Origin of the sequence: Rhodopseudomonas sp. G2_2311 (assembly GCF_047501505.1) — a bacterium.
In the GTDB taxonomy this organism is placed as follows: domain Bacteria; phylum Pseudomonadota; class Alphaproteobacteria; order Rhizobiales; family Xanthobacteraceae; genus Rhodopseudomonas; species Rhodopseudomonas palustris_H.
In genome coordinates, this window is the sequence record NZ_JAZDRK010000001.1 from 19,260 (window position 1) to 40,468 (window position 21,209).

Below are 21,209 nucleotides of genomic sequence, written 5' to 3' on the forward strand. Positions count from 1 at the left end.
ACGGCGTCATCTTCGTCACGGCATGACAAGATCTAACGCGACGCTCGTTCGCGGCAAGGGAGTTCAAGCATGATCGGTCTGGTTCGCGCCCTCACGCTTTGCGCCGGATTGGCGCTCGGGCTCGCATCGGCTCAGGCGGCCGACAAGGCGTTCCAGCGCGACGAGCTGGCGGACGCTGCGATCAAGCTCGAAGCCCAGATCAAGAGCGAGGCGGCGGCCACCAACAAGCCCACCGCGGTGCTGCGGGGCGACGCCGACGCCGCGTTCAAGCGCGGCGACTACCGCGGCGGCCTGCAGACGCTGGGGCAGATCGCGGCGCTCGATCCGGCCGACGGCGACAACTGGCTGCGGCTGGCCCGCACCGTGCTGCAGATCAAGGCCGCCACCAGTTCCGAACAGACCTTCCTGCGCGAGCGCGCCACCACCGCCGCCTATATCGCCTATCAGCGCGCCAAGAGCCCGGGCGAGGAGGCCACCGCGCTGGCGCTGCTCGGCCGCGCGATGGCCGACCGCAGCCTGTGGCGGCCGGCGCTCGATGCCTTGCGGATTTCGCTGGAACTGCGCGAGGTCGCCGACATCCGCGGCCAATATGAGAAGCTGCGCGCCGAGCATGGCTTCCGGCTGCTCGATTACACCGTCGACTCGGATTCGGCCTCGCCGCGGGTGTGCTTCCAGTTCTCCGAGGAGCTCGCCAAGCGCACCGACTTCGCGCCCTATGTGACGCTGGCCGGCACCGACAAGCCGGCGACCAGCGCCGAGGAGCGCCAGCTCTGCGTCGAGGGGCTGAAGCACGGCGAGCGCTACAACATCAATCTGCGCGCCGGCCTGCCGTCGACCGTGAAGGAGGCGCTGGCGAAGTCGGCCGAGTTCAACGTCTATGTCCGCGACCGCAAGCCGCTGGTGCGCTTCACCGGCCGCGCCTACGTGCTGCCGCGCACCGGCCAGCGCGGCATTCCGCTGGTCAGCGTCAACACCCCGACCGTGGCGGTGCAGGTGTTCCGGATCGGCGACCGCAACCTGATCAACACCGTGGTCGACAGCGACTTCCAGCGGACGCTGAGCCGCTACCAGCTCAGCGACCTCGGCAACGAGCGCGGCGCCAAGGTGTGGTCGGGCGAGCTCGACACCGCGGCCGCTGCTCTCAATGCCGACGTCACCACCGCGTTCCCGGTCGATCAGGTGCTCGGCGATCTGCAGCCCGGCGTCTATGTGATGACCGCGGCGCCGAAGGGCCCGACCGCCAATTCCGACGATGACGGCCAGCTCGCCACCCAGTGGTTCATCGTCTCCGATCTCGGCCTGACCGCGTTCTCCGGCAATGACGGCGTCCACGTCTTCGTCAATTCGCTGGCCTCGACCGATCCGCTGGCCAATACCGAGGTGCGGCTGATCGCGCGCAACAACGAGGTGTTGGCGACCCGCAAGACCGACGCCTCCGGCCACGTGCTGTTCGAAGCCGGCTTGGCGCGCGGCGAGGGCGGGCTGTCGCCGGCGCTGCTGACCGCGTCCAGCGACAAGGCCGACTATGCGTTCCTCAGCCTGAAGACCAGCGCCTTCGACCTGTCCGACCGCGGCGTCGCCGGGCGTGCGGTGCCGGCCGGCGCTGACGCCTTCGTCTATGCCGAGCGCGGCGTGTACCGCTCCGGCGAGACCGTGCACCTCACGGCGCTGCTGCGCGACGGGCAGGGCGTGGCGATGACGGCGAGCCCGATGACGCTGGTGGTGGAGCGCCCGGATGGCGTCGAATACCGCCGCGCCGTGCTGTCCGACCAGGGCGCCGGCGGCCGCAGCCTCGATGTCGCGCTCAATTCGGCGGTGCCGACCGGTACATGGCGGGTGCGTGCATTCACCGATCCGAAGGGCGCCAGCGTTGGCGAAACCACCTTCATGGTCGAAGACTATGTTCCCGATCGGATCGAATTCGACATTTCGACCAAGGACAAGGCGATCAAAGCTGATGCTCCTGTGGAACTTAAGGTCGACGGCCATTTCCTGTACGGCGCACCGGCCTCGGCGCTGCAGATCGAGGGCGAGCTGTTGGTGGCGCCGGCCGAAGGGCGGCCGGGCTATGCCGGCTATCAGTTCGGCGTCGCCGACGAAGAGACCACCAGTAACGAGCGCACCCCGCTCGAAAACCTGCCCGAGACCGACGCCAATGGCGCCGCCACCTTCGAGGTGAGCCTGCCGAAGCCGCCGTCCTCGACCCGCCCGCAGGAGGCGCAGATCTTCGTCCGGATGGCGGAAGCCGGCGGCCGCGCGGTCGAGCGCAAGCTGGTGCTGCCGGTCGCGCCGGCGGCGGCGATGATCGGCGTCAAGCCGCAGTTCGCCGACCGCAACGTGGCCGAGGGGGATGTCGCCAAATTCGACGTCGCCTTCGTGGCGCCGGACGGCAGCTCGCTGCCGCGCAGCGGGCTGCGTTACGAGCTGCTCAAGATCGAGTCGCATTACCAGTGGTACCGGCAGAACTCGTCCTGGGATTATGAGCCGGTGAAGTCGACCAAGCGGGTTGCCGACGGCGACCTGTCGATCAAGGCCGGCGAGCCGGCGCGGCTGCAGTTCAATCCGGAGCCCGGCCGCTACCGGCTCGACGTCAAGACCGCCGATGTCGCCGGTCCGCTGACTTCGGTGCAGTTCGACGTCGGCTGGTATTCGGATGGTTCGGCCGATACGCCGGATCTGCTTGAGACCTCGATCGACAAGCCGGAATACGCCTCCGGCGACACCATGACGGTGACGGTGAACGCGCGCACCGCCGGCCTTCTGACCGTCAACGTGCTCGGCGACCGGCTGTTGACCACGCAGTCGCTGCAGGTCAAGCCGGGCAGTTCGCAGGTCAAGCTCACGGTCGGCAAGGATTGGGGCTCGGGCGCGTACGTCGTCACCACGCTGCGCCGGCCGCTCGACACCGCCGCGCAGCGGATGCCGGGCCGCGCGATCGGCCTGAAATGGTTCGGCATCGACAAGGCGGCGCGCACGCTGTCGGTCGAGCTGTCGCCGCCGGCGCTTGTGCGGCCGTCGACGACGCTGAAGCTGCCGGTCCGGCTCGGCGGGCTGGCGCCCGGCGAAGACGCCAAGATCGTGGTCGCCGCGGTCGACGTCGGCATTCTCAATCTCACCGGCTACAAGCCGCCGGCACCGGACGTGTACTATCTCGGCCAGCGCCGGCTGAGCGCGGAGATCCGTGACCTCTATGGCCAGCTGATTGACGGCATGCAGGGCGCGCGCGGCCAGATCCGTTCCGGCGGTGACTCCTCGGCGGCCGAGCTGCAGGGCAGCCCGCCGACGCAAAAGCCGCTGGCGCTGTATTCCGGCATCGTCACCGTGGCGGCCGACGGCACCGCGACGATCGACTTCGACATCCCCGAATTCGCCGGCACCGCGCGGGTGATGGCGGTGGCGTGGACCGCCACCAAGGTCGGCCGCGCCAACACCGACGTCACGGTGCGCGATCCGGTGGTGCTGACCACCACGCTGCCGCGCTTCCTGCGCAACGGCGACCGCGGCACCATGGCGTTCGACCTCGACAACGTCGAAGGCGCTGCGGGCGACTACACCATCAAGGTCAGCGCCAGCGGTCCGGTGAAGCTGAGCGGCGAAGCGGCCACGACGATGAAACTCGCCGCCAAGCAGCGCGGCTCGGCCAAGCTGATGCTGGACGCCGGTGGCGCCGGCACCGCTGCGCTCGATGTCGCGATCCAGGGGCCGAACGGCCTGTCGCTGGCGCGGCACTATGCGCTCGACGTCCGTCCCGCCAACCAGACCCTGGCGCGGCGTTCGATCCGGACCCTCGCCAAGGGCGACAGCCTGACGCTGACCTCCGACATGTTCTCCGACCTGGTGCCGGGCACCGGCGGACTGTCGCTGTCGGTCAGTATGTCGACCGCGCTCGACGCCGCCACCATCCTCAAGGCGCTCGACCGCTATCCGTTCGGCTGCTCCGAGCAGATCACCAGCCGGGCGATGCCGCTGCTCTACGTCAACGATCTCGCCGCCGGCGCGCATCTGGCGATGGACGGCAGCGCCGACGAGCGGATCAAGGGCGCGATCGACCGGCTGCTGTCGCGGCAGGGCTCAAACGGCTCGTTCGGGCTGTGGTCGACCGGCGGTGACGATGCCTGGCTCGACGCCTACGTCACCGACTTCCTGACCCGGGCGCGCGAGAAGCGGTTTGTGGTGCCGGACGTCGCGTTCCGCGCCGCGCTCGACCGCATCCGCAACTCGGTGGTCAATGCCGACGAGCCGGAGAAGGACGGCGGCCGCGATCTCGCTTATGGCCTCTATGTGCTCGCCCGCAATGGCGCCGCACCGATCGGCGACCTGCGCTATCTCGCCGACACCAAGCTCGACAAGCTGGCCACCCCGATCGCCAAGGCGCAGCTCGCCGCGGCGCTGGCGCTGGTCGGTGACCGCGCCCGCGCCGAGCGGGTCTATGCGGCAGCAGCCGACAGCCTCAATCCGGAGCCGTCGATCGTGTTCGGCCGGACCGATTACGGCTCCGAGCTGCGCGACGCTGCGGCGCTGGTGTCGCTTGCCAGCGAAGGCAATGCGCCGCGCCCGACACTGACGACGGCGGTGCAACGGGTCGAAGCCGCGCGCGGGCTGTCGCCCTACACCTCGACCCAGGAGAATGCCTGGCTGGTGCTGGCGGCGCGCGCGCTCGCCAAGGAGACGATGGCGCTCGACCTCAACGGCGATGCGGTGAAGACGGCGCTGTACCGCAGCTACAAGGCGGACGAGGTGAAGGCCCAGCCGCTCAAGATCGCCAACACCGGCGACTCCCCGGTGCAGGCGGTGGTGACGGTGAGCGGTTCGCCGATCACGCCGGAGCCGGCCGCCAGCAACGGCTTCAAGATCGAGCGCAATTACTTCACGCTCGGCGGCGAGCCGGCCGACATCGCCAAGGCGAAGCAGAACGACCGCTTCGCGGTGGTGCTGACGATCACCGAGCCGAAGCCGGAATACGGCCACGTCATGATCGCCGACTACCTGCCGGCGGGCCTGGAGATCGACAATCCGCATCTGGTGTCGTCGGGCGACTCCGGCACGCTGAGCTGGATCGCCGACGGCGCCGAGCCGGTGAACACCGAGTTCCGCGACGACCGCTTCACCGCCGCGATCGACCGCAAGGCCGACGACAAGTCGGTGTTCACGGTCGCCTACGTGGTGCGCGCGGTGTCGCCCGGCAAATACGTGCTGCCGCAGGCCGTGGTCGAGGACATGTACAATCCCTCGCGCTACGGCCGCACCGGCACCGGCACGATCGAGGTGCGGGCGGCGAAATGAGTATCGCGCGCGCCATACGCTCACTTTCGTCATTGCGAGCGGAGCGAAGCAATCCAGACACCGCGCCTGCAGCCTCTGGATTGCTTCGTCGCTTCGCTCCTCGCAATGACGGGTGGAGGGGATGGCGGTGGATCAGAACGACCGCGATCGTTTCGGCGGTCTTCATCGTCGCTGCCCTTGGCAGCCTCGTTGCCTACGCCGTCTCGCTCGGCCCGTTGCCGCTCGACGAGGCGCGGCAGGCCTCGGTGACGGTGGTCGACCGCCACGGCAAGCTGCTGCGGGCGTTCGCGATGGCGGACGGGCGCTGGCGGTTGCCGGTCGATGCGACGACCGAAGTCGATCCGCGCTACCTCAAGCTGCTGCTCGCTTATGAGGACAAGCGGTTCTATCAGCATCATGGCGTCGATCCGCTCGCGGTGGGACGGGCCGCGCTGCAGCTCGTCAGCCACGGCCGGATCGTCTCCGGCGGTTCGACCATCACCATGCAGCTGGCGCGGCTGATGGAGCCGCGGCGCCAGCGCTCGGTCGGCGCCAAGCTGCGGCAGATGGTGCGCGCGGTCGAACTCGAACAGACGCTGTCGAAGCAGCAGATCCTCGATCTTTATCTGGCGCTGGCGCCGTATGGCGGCAATCTCGAAGGCATTCGCGCCGCCTCGATCGCGTATTTCGGCAAGGAGCCGAAGCGGCTGACGCTGGCGGAGTCGGCGCTGCTGGTCGCCTTGCCGCAGTCGCCGGAAACCCGCCGGCTCGATCGTTTCCCCGATGCTGCCCAGGCCGCGCGCGACCGGGTGCTGGCGCGGATGGTCGAAGACGGCGTCGTCAGCGACGACGATGCAGCGCAGGCGAGGGCGGTTCCGGTTGCCCGTCAGCGCAAGCCGATGCCGGTGCTGGCGCCGCATTCGGCCGACCAGGCGGTGATCGCCGACAAGAACGCCAAGTTGATCCGCCTGACGCTCGATGCCGGGTTGCAGCGCGCGCTCGAGACGCTGGCGCGCGACCGCGCCGCCGCGCTCGGCCCCGACATCTCGATCGGCATCGTCGCGGTCGACAATGCCAATGGCGACGTGCTCGCCCATGTCGGCTCGGCCGACTATTTCGATGACCGCCGCGCCGGGCAGGTCGACATGGCACGGGCGGTGCGCTCGCCGGGTTCGACCTTGAAGCCGTTCATCTACGGGCTCGCCTTCGAGGACGGCTTCGTCCACCCGGAGAGCCTGATCGACGATCGCCCGGTGCGGTACGGCGCCTATGCGCCCGAGAACTTCGACATGACGTTCCAGGGTACCGTGCCGGTGCGGAAGGCACTGCAGCTGTCGCTCAACGTTCCGGCGATCGAACTGCTCGACCGCGTCGGCGCCGCGCGACTGGCCTCGCGGCTGAAGCAGGCCGGCAGCAAGTTGGTACTGCCCAAGGACGAAGCGCCGGGGCTGGCGATGGGGCTGGGCGGCGTCGGGGTCAAGCTGATCGACCTGGTGCAGCTCTACAGCGGGCTGCCGCGCCTCGGCAGCGTTCTTCCGCTGCGTGAAATTGCAAGTTCCGGCAATGACAAGCGCGAGACTCTGCGCCTGATGGATCAAGTCGCCGCCTGGCAGGTCGGCAGCGTTCTGCTCGGCACCCCGCCGCCGGAGAATGCGGTGCGCAACCAGATCGCGTTCAAGACCGGCACCTCCTACGGCTACCGCGATGCCTGGTCGGTCGGGTTCGATGGCCGGATGACGATCGGCGTCTGGGTTGGGCGGCCCGACGGCGCTCCGGTGCCCGGGATGATCGGCCGCGTCGCCGCCGCCCCGGTGCTGTTCGACGCCTTCGCCCGCAGCGGCCAGATGCGGGCGCCGCTGCCGAAGGCGCCGAAAGGCACGCTGGTGGCCAGCAACGCCAAGCTGCCGCTGCCGCTGCGGCGGTTCCGGTCCTCCGGCGATCTGGTGCAGCCCGGCGACGACAAGGCGCTGCGGATCCAGTTTCCCCTGAACGGATCGCGGATCGATGCGGTCAGCGAAGCCTCGGCCGGCGCGCTGCCGGTCAAGGTGGCCGGCGGGGTGCTGCCGATGACCGTGATGGTCAACGGATTGTCGGTCGGCGAGATCGACGGACGGCGGCAGCGGCTGATCGCGCCGCCCGGTCCGGGCTTCGTCCGGCTCACCGTGATGGACGCCTCTGGCGCCGCGGACACAGTTGTTGTCAGAATTCAATAGAGCCGGGCTAAGCAGTTGTCGCTGTATCGGTTTCAGCGTATGCGGAGCCGATGATCGAGACCTCTGCCAGACCCCGTTTCGGCGCGCCGCGCGAACCTAAAACCACCGTCGATCCCGGCCGCGGGCTGGTCGCGGTGCTGGACTTCGTGACGGTCAGTCACCTGCGCGCGTCGGCCTTCCTGGTGCTGGTCGGGCTGCTGTTCTTCCTGCCGGGATTCTTCAACATCCCGCCGATCGACCGCGACGAAGCGCGGTTCGCGCAGGCGACCAAGCAGATGGTCGAGACCGGCGACTTCATCGACATCCGCTATCAGGATGAGGTTCGCTACAAGAAGCCGGTCGGCATCTATTGGCTGCAGGCCACCGTGGTCGAGACCGCCGGCAAGCTCGGCTTGCCGCGCGCGCAGGTCCGGATTTGGCTGTACCGGGTGCCGTCGCTGGCCGGCGCGATCGGCGCGGTGCTGATGACCTATTGGGCGGCGCTGGCCTTCGTCGGACGACGCGGGGCGGTGATCGCCGCCCTGATGCTGTGTAGTTGCATCCTGCTCGGGGTCGAGGCGCGGCTCGCCAAGACCGATGCGTTCCTGCTGTTCACCGTCACCGCCGCGTTGGGCGCTATGGCGCGGGCCTATCTTGGCTGGCAGCGTGGGGACATCGGTCCGGAGCGGTCGTGGATCGTGCCGGCGGTATTCTGGACCGCGCTGGCGGCGGGCATTCTGCTCAAGGGCCCGCTGATCCTGATGTTCATCGCGCTGACGGTAATCCCGCTGGCGATCCTGGATCGCTCGGCGGCATGGCTGTGGCGGCTGCGGCCGCTGCTCGGCGTGCCGTGGATGTTGCTGTGGGTGCTGCCGTGGTTCATCGCGATCTATCTGCGCGCCGGTGACACCTTCTTCGCGGACTCGGTCGGCGGCGACATGCTGAGCAAGATCGCCAGCCCGCAGGAATCCCACGGCGCGCCTCCCGGTCTGTATTTCCTGCTGTTCTGGGCAACGTTCTGGCCCGGAGCGCCGCTGGCCGCGATGGCGGCCCCGGCGGTGTGGCGGGCGCGGCGGGAGCCGGGCGCCCAATATCTGCTCGCTTGGCTGGTCCCGTCCTGGATAGTGTTCGAGCTGGTGATCACCAAGCTGCCGCACTACGTGCTGCCGCTGTATCCGGCGATCGCAATCATGACCGCCGGCGCGATCGAGCGGCGGGTGCTGTCGCGCTCGTGGCTGGCGCGCGGCTCGGCGTGGTGGTTCGCGATTCCGGCCATCATCCTGCCGCTGGTGGTGATCGGTTCGGTGTATCTGACGCGCCACCCGATGTTCCTGGCGTGGCCGTTCGCGGCCGGCTCGCTGATCTTCGGTCTGTTCGCCTGGCGCCTGTTCGACGACAACCGGGCTGAAGCGTCGCTGCTGAACGGCGCGTTGGCCTCGCTGTTTCTGGTCGTGGCGGTGTTTGGTGTTGTGGTACCGACGTTGCGGCCGGTGTTCCCGAGCGTCGAGATCGCACGCGAGCTGCGCAAGGTGGTCTGCGTCGGGCCGAAGGCGGCCGCGGCGGGCTATCATGAGCCGAGCCTGGTGTTCATGACCGGCACCGATACGCTGCTCACCGACGGCTCCGGCGCCGCGGACTTCCTGCTCGGCGGCTCCTGCCGGTTCGCGATCGTCGAGTCGCGCAGCGAGCGGGCGTTCGCCAGCCGGGCCGAGGCGATCGGCCTGCGGTACAATGTTGCGGCCCGGATCGACGGCTACAACTTCTCGCAAGGCAAGCCGGTCTCGATCGCGATCTTCCGCTCCGAAGGCACGCAATAACATGGCCGTGCCCGCTAAGGCCGGCCGGCCGCAGCGTATCTATCCCGCTGAGCTCGTACTGGTGATCGGCCGCGCCCTGGCGCAGCTCGTCCGCCCGCCGTCGCATTCGCGGCGCGCCGAAGCTGCGCGGCGCTGGGCGCGGCACGCGCTGTGGCTGACGGCCGTGCTGTCGCTGGCGATCGTGATCCTGATGGTCGGCGTCGATGCGTTCGAGATCGGCCTGATGCCGCCGCGGGGCACGCCGTCGCTGTGGCCGGTGAAGATCATCACCGATTTCGGCAAGTCCGCTTACGTGCTGTGGGCGCTCGCAGGCTTGCTGCTGCTGATCTTGCTGATCGTACCGTTGCTGCGCGGCATGTCGCGTGCGGTGCTGATCGGTTTCGGCACCCGCGTGCAATTCCTGTTTCTGGCGGTGCTGGTGCCGGTCGCGATCGGCGAGGTGCTGAAGGGGATCATCGGCCGTGGCCGGCCGTTCGTCGGCGGCGCTGCCGATCCGTACAACTTCTCGCTGTTCGCCTGGAACGAGGCTTACGCCAGCTTCCCCTCGGGCCACTCGATCACCGCGGCGGCGCTGAGCTTTGCGGTGGCGGCGCTGTGGCCGCGGCTGACGGCGTTGATGGCGACGTATGTGTTCGCCATCCTGGTCAGCCGGCTGGTGCTGCTCGCGCACCATCCGAGCGACGTCGTCGCCGGTGCCTTGCTCGGGCTCGTCGGCGCAATGGCGGTGCGGTACTGGTTCGCCGCGCGGCGGCTGGCGTTCACCATCCGGCAGGATGGCACCATCGATCCGCTGCCAGGGCCGTCCTGGGATAGCGTCAAAAGGGTTGCCCGCGGCGGCTCCGCCCCATAAGAAGCGGGCGCGCAGACAGCGCCCCGGCCGCGAGTTCCCGTCGGCCCCGGATTGTTCCGAAGCATGCCTGAAACCTTGTCTCAGTCCGGACCGCCGCCTGCGGTGTCCATCGTGGTACCGGTGCGCAACGAGGCTGACAACGTCGCCCCGCTGATCGCCGAGATCGCCGCTGCGCTCGATGGGCGCTGGGTCTACGAGATCGTCTATGTCGATGATGGCTCGACCGATGCGACCCCGCAGCGTCTCGCCGCGTTGCGCGCCGAGCGGTCCAATCTCCGCCAGATCCGCCACGCCGCGTCCTGCGGCCAGTCGGCGGCGGTGCGGACCGGCGTCCGCGCAGCGCGGGGTGGCATGGTCGCGACGCTCGACGGCGACGGCCAGAACAACCCGGCGTTCATTCCCGAACTGATCTTTGCGCTGGAGCAGGGTGGGGCGCGGGTCGGCCTTGCCGCCGGCCAGCGGGTGGGGCGCAAGGATACCGGCTTCAAGCGGCTGCAGTCCCGCGTCGCCAACAAGGTCCGCAACGCCATCCTGCGCGACGGCACCCGCGACTCCGGCTGCGGCCTGAAAGCGTTCCGGCGCGACGTCTTCCTGTCGCTGCCGTATTTCGACGGCCTGCATCGGTTCCTGCCGGCGCTGGTGCGCCGCGAGGGCTTCGACATCGTTTACGTCGATGTCGCCGACCGGCCACGATTGTCGGGCAAGTCCAACTACGGCTTCTTCGATCGGCTGTGGGTCGGGCTGATGGATCTCGCCGGGGTGTGGTGGCTGATCCGCCGCAAGAAAGCGACACCGGTCGCCACTGAGGTGAACTGATGCTGATTCAATACGGTCAGGAACTCGGCGACTATCTGTACGATGTGTTCGTCGCCAAGTTCGATTTCTGGCTCGCCTTCGGCCTGATCGCGCAGCTGTTGTTCACCGCCCGCTTCCTGGTGCAGTGGATCTCGAGCGAGCGCGCCGGCAAGAGCGTGGTGCCGATGGCGTTCTGGTTCTTTTCGATGGGCGGCGGCTTGATGACGCTGATCTACGGCATCGCCAAGCGCGAGCCGGTGATCATCCTCGGCCAGGCGATGGCGACCATCATCTACGTGCGCAACATCATGCTGATCATCAAGGCGCACGCTCGCGGCTCGGAAAGCGTGCCGAACTGATCGGCAGTGGGCTGACCGCCTGACGCTGCTCAGCGCGATCAGAACGAGGACTATCCCCCGTCATTGCGAGCGTAGCGAAGCAATCCAGAAGCTCAGTGCGCTGCGCTGGATTGCTTCGTCGCGGAGCCTGTGCCCGGACGGCGCGAAGCGCCGAGAGGCGCCGATCCGGGTGCTCCTCGCAATGACGGAGAGAACCCTTACCGCGCCGCGTTGAACGCCGCGAAGCCGCGGTCTAGATCGGCCTTCAGGTCGTCGGTCGATTCCAGCCCGATATGCAGCCGCAGCGCCGGGCCGCCCGGGTTCCACTGCGTCGCGGTCCGATACGAGGCGCAGTCGAACGGGATCACCAGGCTTTCGAAGCCGCCCCAGGAATAGCCCATCCCGAACAGCGAGACGGTGTCGAGCAGGGCATCGACGGCAGCCTGCGGCGCCGGCTGCAGTACGATCGAGAACAGCCCGGAGGCGCCGGTGAAGTCGCGCTTCCAGATCGCATGGCCCGGATCTGTTTCAAGGCCCGGATGCAGCACGCGCTGCACCTCGGGACGTGCCCCGAGCCAGCGCGCCATTTCCAGGCCGGCCTGATAGTGCCGGGCGAGACGCACCTCCAGGGTGCGCAGACCGCGCAGCGCCAGGAACACATCGTCCGGTCCGGCGCAGACGCCGAGCAGCCGGATCGCTTCCGACACCTTCGGCCACGCGGCGGCATTGGCCGAGATGGTGCCGAACATGATGTCGGAGTGACCGCCGATATATTTGGTCGCGGCCTGGATCGAGATATCCACGCCTTGTTCCAGCGAGCGATGATACAGCGGCGTCGCCCAGGTGTTGTCGTCGATCACCAGCGCGCCGTGCTGCTTGGCGACCGCGGCGATCGCCGGGATGTCCGGCATCTCGAACGATTGCGAGCCGGGCGCCTCGACCACCACCACCGCCGTGTTCGGCCGGAAATGCGCAGCGATGCCGGCGCCGATCAGCGGATCGAAATAACTGGTCTCGACGCCGAGCCGCTTCAGCATCTGGTCGCAAAACAGCCGGGTCGGCCGATACGCGTTGTCGCACACCAGCACATGATCGCCGGCTTTGACGACAGCAAGTAGGGCGGTCGAGATCGCCGACACGCCGGAGGGCGTGATGCCGACGTCGGCACACTGCGGACCTTCGAGCGCCATCAACGCCTGCTGCAGCGCCTTGGTGGTCGGGGTGCCGTGCCGTCCATAGGAGTACTCGCCGCGGTGGGCGTGCAGATCGGCCGCGGTCGGGTACAGCACCGTCGAACCATGCACCACCGGAGGATTGACGAAGCCCTTCTGCGCCGCAGTGTCGCGCCCCGCGGTGACGAGACGGGTCTGCGTGCTGAGCGGCGCGGGTGTCCCGCTGGAGTCGGAGGCGTCCATGGTGGCTCGCTGGTGGTTGTGCCGAATGTGACAGCGCTCGTGCGTGTGCTTCGGCTACTTCGACGAATGGGGGTAATAGCAGCTTCTGGAAGACGGCCGTCAACCCCTTGACCCGGCGCGCGTCTCGTTCTGTGATGCATACCGGTCTGTCTGGAGATCGTGCTGAGGGGCTCGCGAATGCCGGGCGAGAGTTTTGCAGCATGGTGCCGGGCAACGGCTGCCGCGCGCGGGCCTTCGGGCGATCGAACGGCGGATCCAATCGGAACGCATCGCCCACGAAGCCGATTGAAGCGGCCAGGACATCCCTTGAAAGGTCATTCCATGAAACGTGTATCGCTCGTCGCCGCCTTTGCAGCCGCCGCCGTATTCTCGGTGACGTCGGCGGACGCGCAGACCCTGAAGACGGTCAAGGATCGCGGCATGTTGTCCTGCGGCGTCAGCCAGGGACTGCCCGGTTTTTCGGCGCCCGACGACAAAGGCAACTGGACCGGTCTCGACGTCGATGTTTGCCGCGCGATCGCGGCCGCGGTGTTTGACGACCCCAGCAAAGTGAAGTTCGTGCCGCTGTCGGCGAAGGATCGCTTCACCGCGCTGCAGTCCGGTGAGATCGACGTGCTGTCGCGCAATACCACCTGGACGCTGTCGCGCGACACCTCGCTCGGCGTGAACTTCGCGGGCATCAGCTATTATGACGGCCAGGGCTTCATGGCCAAGAAGTCGCTCAAGGTGAACTCGGCGCTGGAACTGAACGGCGCCTCGATCTGCGTGCAGACCGGCACCACCAACGAGCAGAACGTTGCCGACTATTTCAAAGGCAACAACATGAAGTACGAGGTGATCGCGTTCGCCAATGCCGACGAGGCGGTCAAGGCCTATGAGTCCGGCCGCTGCGACGTGTTCACCTCCGACGTCTCGCAGCTCTACGCCCAGCGCCTGAAGCTGGCGACCCCGGCCGATCATGTCGTGCTGCCGGAAGTGATCTCCAAGGAGCCGCTCGGCCCGCTGGTCCGCCACGGCGACGATCAGTGGTTCGACATCGTCAAGTGGACGCTGTTCGCGCTGGTCAATGCCGAGGAGCTCGGCGTCACCCAGAAGAACGTCGACGAGATGGCCAAATCCGACAAGCCCGAGCTGAAGCGGGTGTTCGGCACCGACGGTAATCTCGGCGAACAGCTCGGCCTGACCAAGGATTGGGTCGCCCGTATCATCAAGGCGACCGGCAACTACGGCGAATCGTTCGAGCGCAACGTCGGGACCGGCTCCAAGCTCGAGATCGCGCGCGGCCTCAACAAGCTCTGGAACAAGGGGGGCATCATGTACGCCCCGCCGATCCGCTGATCGCCTAAAGATCCGCGCCGATGGCGATCGACGCACGTCCACCGCCGCCACAGCTCGTCGCGAAACTGCGACGAGTGCTCGGTGGTCGCTCAGGCTGGAAAGGGCTGCTCGCCCAAGTGCTGTTCGTCGCGGCGCTGGTCTGGATCGGCTACGAGATCGTCGACAACGCCCGCGACAACCTCGCCAATCAGCGGGTCGCTTCCGGCTTCGCCTTCATGTCGCACACAGCGGGGTTCGGCGTCAGCCAGACGCTGATCCCGTATCAGGAGTCCGACAGCTACACCCGCGTGTTCCTTGTCGGCCTGATCAACACGCTGGTGGTGTCGGTCGTCGGCATCTTCTTCGCCACCGTGATCGGCTTCGCGGTCGCGCTGGCGAGGCTGTCGCCGAACTGGCTGATCTCGCGGATCGGTGGCGGCTATGTCGAGATCGTCCGCAACCTGCCGCTGCTGTTCCAGATCCTGTTCTGGTACCTCGCGGTGCTCGGCGCGCTGCCGTCACCGCGCCAGAGCGTCTCGGTGATGGACAGCTTTTTCCTGTCCAACCGCGGCATCGTGGTGCCGCGGCTGGTGGGCGAGGCGGGGCTCGATGGCTTCCTGGTCGCGCTGCTGATCGCAATCGCTGCCGCGATCGTGTTGCCGCTGTACGCCCGGCGCCGGCTGTTTGCGACCGGCAAGCCGATGCGGGTTTGGCCGATCGTGCTCGGCCTGCTCATCGGATTGCCGCTGATCGCGTTCCTGATCGTCGGCAAGCCGTTCTCGCTGGAAGTGCCGGTGCTGCGCGGCTTCAATTTCGTCGGCGGCTCGCGGCTGGCGCCTGAATTCGTGGCGCTCACGCTGGCGCTGTCGACCTACACCGCCTCGTTCATCGCCGAAGTCGTCCGCGCCGGCATTCTGTCGGTACACAAAGGACAGATGGAGGCGGGCGCCTCGCTCGGCCTGTCGCGCGGGCAGACGCTGCGACTGATCGTGATCCCGCAGGCGCTGCGGGTAATCCTGCCGCCGCTCACCAACCAATATCTCAACCTGACCAAGAACTCGTCGTTGGCAGTCGCGATCGGCTATCCGGACCTGTTCTCGGTGTTCGCCGGCACCACGCTGAGCCAGACCGGTCAGGCGATCGAGGTGATCGCCATCACCATGGGCGTGTACCTGCTGATCTCGCTGGTCACCAGCGCGCTGATGAGTCTGTACGCATGGCGGATCAACCGGAGCATGGGCGCATGAGCGAGCTCGGGTCCGTGACGCCGGTGTTCGTGCGCGGCGAGATGGTGCCGCAGCGGCCGCCGCCGGTGCACCAGCCGGGTGTGATGGGCATCATTCGGCAGCGGCTGTTCAACTCGCCGACCAATATCCTGCTGACCATCGTCGGTGCGCTGCTGCTGTACTTCACCGTGGTGCCGACGCTGAAGTTTCTGCTGGTCGACGCCGTGTGGTCCGGTTCGAACCGCACCGACTGTCTCGCCGACAAGGCCGGGCATCCGGTCGGCGCCTGCTGGCCGTTCGTGCAGGCCAAGTTCTCGCAGTTCATCTACGGTTTCTATCCGACGCAGGAACGCTGGCGGGTCGATCTGGTGTTTGCGCTCGGCGCGCTGCTGCTGGCGCCGCTACTGATTCCTCGGGCGCCGGCCAAGACGCTGAATGCCGGCCTGTTCTTCATCGCCTTTCCGGTGCTGGCGTTCTTCCTGCTGTATGGCGGCGGCGTGCAGGGCTTCGGCGTCACCTGGAGCGCGGACCTGCTGAGCGGTATTGCCGACAGCGTCGGGCGCGCCGGCCGCAAGCTCGCCGCGGGCGGGCCGATCGGCAGCGTGATCGGTCAGGCGCTGCTCGGTCTCGGCACCGTGCTGGTGTGGCTGAGCTGGCCGCTGGTGGCGCTGCGCGACTGGATCCAGGCCTCGTCGCAGCCGGTGTGGCTCGATCTTCTGCTCACCTCGGTTGCCGTCACTGCGCTGGTGTTCATCCTGACCGGGGTGCGCAACGGCTGGCGCGCGCTGGCGACGACGGTCGGCATTTTCGTCGGCATCGCCGTGATGGTCGCCGCGCTGCGGCTCGACCGTGGCGGCTTGCCAGTGGTCGATACTCGGATGTGGGGCGGCCTGCTGGTGACGCTGGTGGTGTCGGTCACCGGCATCGTCGCCTCGATGCCGATCGGCATTGCGCTCGCGCTCGGCCGCCGTTCGACGATCCCGCTGATCCGGATCTTCTCGGTCGCCTTCATCGAGTTCTGGCGCGGCGTGCCGCTGATCACGGTGATGTTCTTCGCCACCTACATGCTGCCGCTGTTCCTGCCGGGCAACTTCACCATCGACAATCTGATGCGGGTGCTGATCGGCATCGCGCTGTTCGCCGGCGCCTACAATGCCGAGGTCATTCGCGGCGGCCTGAATGCGATCCCGCGCGGGCAGGCGGAGGCGGCGAGCGCGCTCGGGCTGTCGTATTGGAAGACCACCGGGCTGATCGTGCTGCCGCAGGCGTTGCGCCACGTCATTCCGGGCCTGGTGAACAGCTTCATCGCGCTGTTCAAGGACACCTCGCTGGTGTCGATCGTCGCGCTGTTCGATCTGCTCGGCCAGCTCCGCGCCGCATTTGCTGATCCGACCTGGTCGACGCCGACGACGCTGTTCACCGGCTTCGCGTTCACCGGGCTGATCTACTTCGTGTTCTGCTTCGGGATGTCGCGCTATTCGCTGTCGGTCGAGCACCGGCTCAACGCGCACCGGCGGACCTGACGGAAGGATCGATTGATGGCTGATACTCCGATCGTCTCGATCGCGGGCCTGAATAAATGGTACGGCGAGTTCCACGTGCTGCGCGACATCAGCCTCGACGTCGCGCGCAGCGAACGCATCGTGATCTGCGGGCCGTCCGGCTCGGGCAAGTCGACGCTGATCCGCTGCATCAACGCGCTGGAGGAGTTTCAGGAAGGCCAGATCGTGGTCGACGGCATCGACCTCGGGCCGACGCTGAAGCACGTCGACGAGATCCGCCGTGAAGTCGGCATGGTGTTCCAGAGCTTCAACCTGTTTCCGCACCTGACCGTGCTGGAGAACTGCACGCTGGCGCCGATCTGGGTGCGCAACATCCCGAAGAAGGATGCCGAAGCCACCGCGATGAAATTCCTGGAGCGGGTGCGGATTCCTGACAAGGCGAATAAGTATCCCGGCCAGATCTCAGGTGGCCAGCAGCAGCGCGTGGCGATCGCGCGGGCGCTGTCGATGAATCCGAAAGTGATGCTGTTCGATGAGCCGACCTCGGCGCTCGACCCGGAGATGGTCAAGGAGGTGCTCGACACCATGGTCGACCTCGCCGAAGAGGGTATGACCATGCTGGTTGTGACGCACGAAATGGGCTTCGCCCGCGAGGTCGCCGACCGTGTGGTGTTCATGGATGCCGGGCAGATCATCGAGGCGAACGAGCCGAAGGAATTCTTCGCCCATCCGCAGCACGCGCGCACCAAGCTATTCCTCAGCCAGATCCTGCGCTGAGGCCGGCCGATCGAAGCTGCGCTATCTGATGATCGTCGCGCGCGACGTGTAGCGCTTGGCGCTGCTGACAGTGAACTGGCTGAAGGTTTCGCGGATGCGCTCGGCCGGCGTCATCGCTTCGTCGAAGTCGCTTATCCCCGCCGCGCCCGGCGTGTGTCGCGGGGCATAAAGCCGGCTGTCGTACAGCGACCGATCGAAGCGGTAGCTGTCGTCACCGAACAGAGCATCTGAGACCAACAGCACAGCAACCGCAGCCACCAGCGTGGCGCCGAACGACCTGAACACGGACATGAGCCGACGCGCTCCTTGTTTTGCGCAAGGATCGGTCGGCGCCATGAAGTTTCAGTTTAATGCGCAGCGCCCCGTATGAGCACGGTTGGCGGCGGGTTAACGCGGTCGCTCAGGATGTCGCGGCCGCGCCTGCGGCCCGCGGCATTCAGGCCTGCTCGAACGGCACCTGGATCGTGCTCTTGGTCTCCATCCAGTCCGGCACCGGCAGGTTCTTGCTGCGCATGAAGTCCGGGTTGAACAGTTTGGATTGATACCGGCTGCCGTAGTCGCACAGGATGGTCACGATGGTGTGGCCGGGGCCGAGATCCTTGGCGAGGCGGATCGCGCCGGCGACGTTGATGCCGCTCGAGCCGCCGAGGCACAGGCCTTCGTGTTCGAGCAGATCATAGATCAGCGGCACCGCTTCATCGTCGGGGATCTGGTAGGCGTCGTCGATCTGCGCGCCTTCCAGATTGGCGGTGACGCGGCCCTGGCCGATGCCTTCGGTGATCGAAGAGCCTTCCGACTTCAGCGCGCCGTGCTTGTAGTAATTGAACAGCGCGGAGCCCAACGGGTCGGCGAGCACGATGCGGACCTTCGGATTGAACTGCTTCAGGCCGATCGATACGCCGGCGAGCGTGCCGCCGGAGCCGACCGCGGCGACCAAGCCGTCGACCTTGCCATCGGTCTGATTCCAGATTTCCGGCGCGGTCGTCTCGATGTGGGCCTGACGATTGGCGACGTTGTCGAACTGATTGGCCCAGATCGCGCCGTTCGGCTCGGTCTTGGCAAGCTGCGCGGCGAGGCGGCCGGACAGCTTCACGTAGTTGTTGGGATTGGAATAGGGGACGGCCGGCACTTCGATCAGTTCGGCGCCGCACAGCCGCAGCATGTCCTTCTTTTCCTGGCTCTGCGTGTTCGGGATCACGATCACGGTGCGAAAGCCGAGCGCGTTGGCGACCAGCGCCAGCCCGATGCCGGTGTTGCCGGCGGTGCCTTCGACCACGACTCCGCCGGGCCGCAGCGCACCGCGCTTCACCGCATCCTGAATGATGAACAGCGCAGCCCGATCCTTCACCGACTGGCCCGGATTCATGAACTCGGCCTTGCCGAGAATGGTGCAGCCGGTCTGTTCCGACGCGCGCTTCAATTTGATCAGGGGCGTGTTGCCGATGGCGTCGACGACGTCGTTCTTGATGCTCATGCTGTCCGGCTGGTGACGTTGCGGGCCCTCAAGGTAAGAGACCGCGCGGCGCGAGACAAGGCACGCATGCCGCCGCATTGAGCAAACGCGGCGACCATGCAGCCGAGATCAGCCCGCCTTTGCGAACACCACTTGGCGGACGTCGATGTTTCCGGACAGGAAGCCGGCTTCGCAATACGACAGGTAGTATTCCCACAACCGGCGGAAGCGGTCGTCGAAGCCTTGCGACGTCAGCTTCGGCCACGCGGCGCGGAAATTGTCTCTCCAGGTTGCGAGCGTCTTGGCATAATCTTCTCCAAACACCCGCTCGCGCACCACCGGCACGCCGAACGTCTCGCCCAGCGATTTCAGCACGCCCGGTGAGGGCAGCATGCCGCCGGGGAACACGTAGCGCTGGATGAAATCGACCTCGCGCCGGTAAGTCTGGAAGAAGCGATCCTGGATGGTGATCGCCTGGATACCGACCAATCCGCCCGGCATCAGCCGATCGCGCAACTGTGAGAAGTATTTCGGCCAGAATTCCTCGCCGACTGCTTCGATCATCTCGATCGAGGCGATGCGGTCGTAGCGGCCGCGCTCGTCGCGGTAGTCCTGCAGCCTGATCTCGACCTTGTCGGCGAGTCCGGCCTCGAACATCCGCTTCTGCGCGAAATTGCGCTGTTCCCGGCTGATCGTCAGGCCGACGAGGCGGACGTCGAAGGTCTTGGCGGCATATTCGGCAAAGCCGCCCCAGCCGCAGCCGATCTCGAGCACCGACTGTCCCGGCCTGAGGTCGATCGCCTCGGCCAGCCGCTGATATTTGTTGATCTGCGCCGCGGTCAGATCGTGGGTATGATCTTCGAATAGCGCCGACGAATACGTCATGCTCGGATCGAGCCAGGCGGAGTAGAACTCGTTGCCGATGTCGTAATGCGCGTAGATATTCTTGCGCGCCTGCCGCTTGGTGTTCCGGTTGAACCAGTGCCGCACCATCTGCACCAGCCGCATCAGCGGATTATCCGCCAGCATCGCCTGGATCATCTCGTGATTGACGCAGAACAGATACAGGAACTGGGTGAGATCGGGCGTGTCCCACTCGCGGTTCAGATAGGCCTCGGCGATTCCGATGTCGCCGCCATTGATCAGCCGCGACGCAAACGCGTAGCTGTGCAGCCGCATCTCGGCGGCGGGGCCGGGCTCGGCGCCGCCGAGGCGGAAGCGGCGGCCATCGGGGAGGGTGACGTCGAGCGTGCCGCGCTGCAGCCGCGCACCGAACGCCAGCGCCATCCGGACCAAGCGCGGCAGATCGGCCACTCGGTCATCGACGTTGTCGGGGGTCAGCGCTACTAACTCGGACATTCCAGTTCCATTGCTTGCGCCCAGCGGGACGGGAGCAACGCCGGGCTCATACTTTAGCTTTAGTGAGTATAAGCATCGTGACCGCCGGCTGCAAAGCCGGTCGGAGGCGGCGGTGACGCCGGACGCGGAACGAGCTTGGCGCCCTTGATCCACAGCCGCAGCGCTTCCCAATGGATTGCGGCGATCACTTTCAACGTCATCAGCGGTAGCGCGAGGAATGCCTGTAGCAGCGATGCCGTCGACAGAACGCGCTGCGTGCCTGCAAAAGTGGCAGCAAGCACCGGGCCGTCCGCGTCGGTTTCGAGAATCCGCAAGCGTACGATTTCGCCCGGCGGCACGATGCGGAAGTGATAGCGCATCGCCATCTCGATGAAGGGCGAGACGTAGAACAGCTTGTCCTGCTCCTGCCGCAGACCTGCTGGCCCGAGTTCGCCGGCACTCACTGGCAGCACGTAAGGATGGATGTCCCCGAAGGTATTGCGGACTTCGTAGATCACCACCGCGAGGGCCCCGGAGGCGTCGTAGCAGAAGTACACCGATAGCGGATTGAAGGTGTAGCCGGCGATCCGCGGATAGGTCAGCAGCAGTACCCGGCCGCCACTGAGATCGACGCCCTTCGCCGCGGCGCTGGCCTGAGCGTAGGCGCGCAGCGAGGTGCCGTCGCGCGGGCCATGATCGGTTTCATGGAAGCTGTACAGCGCGCGCCGGTTGACGCCGAACAGCGGCGATATCCGGTCGGCCTCGTCCAGACGATCGAGATCGATCAGCAGCGACATCACCCGGTATTGGAAACGGTGCCCAACCGGCTTCAGCCGCGCGTGCATCACTTCGCCCACATACAGCGACGCGGCCGCTGCGGGCGGCGCGCCGCGGGTCGAGGAGGTTGAGGCGGCGAGGGCGGCCATG

15 protein-coding genes are annotated in these 21,209 nt (G+C 66.9%); 10 read left to right on the top strand and 5 right to left on the bottom strand.

The features are described from left to right. The first annotated feature begins 69 nt into the window (after positions 1-69). The 6 genes from VRZ08_RS00100 (at position 70) to VRZ08_RS00125 (ending at position 11,275) form a co-directional block, all read left to right on the top strand. Positions 70-5,283, top strand: coding sequence for an MG2 domain-containing protein (locus tag VRZ08_RS00100; RefSeq protein WP_414531191.1), 5,214 nt, complete (start codon positions 70-72; stop codon positions 5,281-5,283). After that, the gene (gene pbpC / locus VRZ08_RS00105; RefSeq protein WP_414531192.1) at positions 5,280-7,475 is read left to right on the top strand and encodes a penicillin-binding protein 1C; all 2,196 of its coding nucleotides are present in this window, start codon (positions 5,280-5,282) and stop codon (positions 7,473-7,475) included. The genes VRZ08_RS00100 and pbpC overlap by 4 nt, the downstream gene beginning before the upstream one ends. A gap of 50 nt (positions 7,476-7,525) precedes the next feature. Next, the gene (locus VRZ08_RS00110) at positions 7,526-9,271 is read left to right on the top strand and encodes an ArnT family glycosyltransferase (protein ID WP_107355646.1); all 1,746 of its coding nucleotides are present in this window, start codon (positions 7,526-7,528) and stop codon (positions 9,269-9,271) included. 1 nt (position 9,272) lies between these two features. Continuing rightward, complete coding sequence (locus VRZ08_RS00115) at positions 9,273-10,121, top strand: phosphatase PAP2 family protein (protein WP_414531193.1); 849 nt, start codon at positions 9,273-9,275, stop codon at positions 10,119-10,121. A gap of 63 nt (positions 10,122-10,184) precedes the next feature. Next, on the top strand, positions 10,185-10,937 hold the full coding sequence (locus VRZ08_RS00120) for a glycosyltransferase family 2 protein (RefSeq protein WP_414531194.1): 753 nt from the start codon (positions 10,185-10,187) through the stop codon (positions 10,935-10,937). Then, a complete protein-coding gene (locus VRZ08_RS00125; protein ID WP_012496014.1) occupies positions 10,937-11,275 on the top strand; it encodes a lipid-A-disaccharide synthase N-terminal domain-containing protein in 339 nt (112 codons plus the stop codon). Before VRZ08_RS00120 ends, VRZ08_RS00125 begins: the two co-directional genes overlap by 1 nt. Positions 11,276-11,472: 197 nt before the next feature. Here VRZ08_RS00125 and metC read toward each other — a convergent pair whose 3' ends face one another. Then, entirely contained in the window at positions 11,473-12,669 is a 1,197-nt protein-coding gene (gene metC / locus VRZ08_RS00130; RefSeq protein WP_414531195.1) for a cystathionine beta-lyase, read from the bottom strand. A 321-nt stretch (positions 12,670-12,990) separates the two neighbouring features. Here metC and VRZ08_RS00135 point away from each other — a divergent pair, with 321 nt between their 5' ends. From VRZ08_RS00135 to VRZ08_RS00150, 4 genes are read left to right on the top strand one after another with little or no spacing between them, the layout of a single operon-like run. Continuing rightward, positions 12,991-14,007, top strand: coding sequence for an amino acid ABC transporter substrate-binding protein (locus VRZ08_RS00135; RefSeq protein ID WP_107355652.1), 1,017 nt, complete (start codon positions 12,991-12,993; stop codon positions 14,005-14,007). Between the two features lie 20 nt (positions 14,008-14,027). After that, positions 14,028-15,233 (top strand): amino acid ABC transporter permease, encoded by a 1,206-nt coding sequence (locus tag VRZ08_RS00140; RefSeq protein ID WP_414531196.1) that lies wholly within the window; start codon positions 14,028-14,030, stop codon positions 15,231-15,233. Beyond that, positions 15,230-16,735, top strand: a complete 1,506-nt coding sequence (locus tag VRZ08_RS00145; RefSeq protein ID WP_414531197.1) for an amino acid ABC transporter permease — start codon at positions 15,230-15,232, stop codon at positions 16,733-16,735. The genes VRZ08_RS00140 and VRZ08_RS00145 overlap by 4 nt, the downstream gene beginning before the upstream one ends. A gap of 15 nt (positions 16,736-16,750) precedes the next feature. Further along, the gene (locus VRZ08_RS00150; RefSeq protein ID WP_107344547.1) at positions 16,751-17,491 is read left to right on the top strand and encodes an amino acid ABC transporter ATP-binding protein; all 741 of its coding nucleotides are present in this window, start codon (positions 16,751-16,753) and stop codon (positions 17,489-17,491) included. 21 nt (positions 17,492-17,512) lie between these two features. Here VRZ08_RS00150 and VRZ08_RS00155 read toward each other — a convergent pair whose 3' ends face one another. The 4 genes from VRZ08_RS00155 to VRZ08_RS00170 all read right to left on the bottom strand — a co-directional run bounded on the left by VRZ08_RS00155 (position 17,513) and on the right by VRZ08_RS00170 (position 21,208). Next, complete coding sequence (locus VRZ08_RS00155) at positions 17,513-17,827, bottom strand: hypothetical protein (protein WP_414531198.1); 315 nt, start codon at positions 17,825-17,827, stop codon at positions 17,513-17,515. Positions 17,828-17,927: 100 nt separating this feature from the next. Continuing rightward, positions 17,928-18,965 (bottom strand): cysteine synthase A, encoded by a 1,038-nt coding sequence (locus tag VRZ08_RS00160; protein WP_414531199.1) that lies wholly within the window; start codon positions 18,963-18,965, stop codon positions 17,928-17,930. Between the two features lie 108 nt (positions 18,966-19,073). Beyond that, complete coding sequence (locus VRZ08_RS00165; RefSeq protein WP_414531200.1) at positions 19,074-20,303, bottom strand: class I SAM-dependent methyltransferase; 1,230 nt, start codon at positions 20,301-20,303, stop codon at positions 19,074-19,076. A gap of 59 nt (positions 20,304-20,362) precedes the next feature. After that, positions 20,363-21,208 carry a DUF1365 domain-containing protein gene (locus tag VRZ08_RS00170; protein WP_414531201.1) on the bottom strand — a complete coding sequence of 282 codons (846 nt, stop codon included), beginning with the start codon at positions 21,206-21,208 and terminating at the stop codon, positions 20,363-20,365. Position 21,209: the final 1 nt, after the last annotated feature.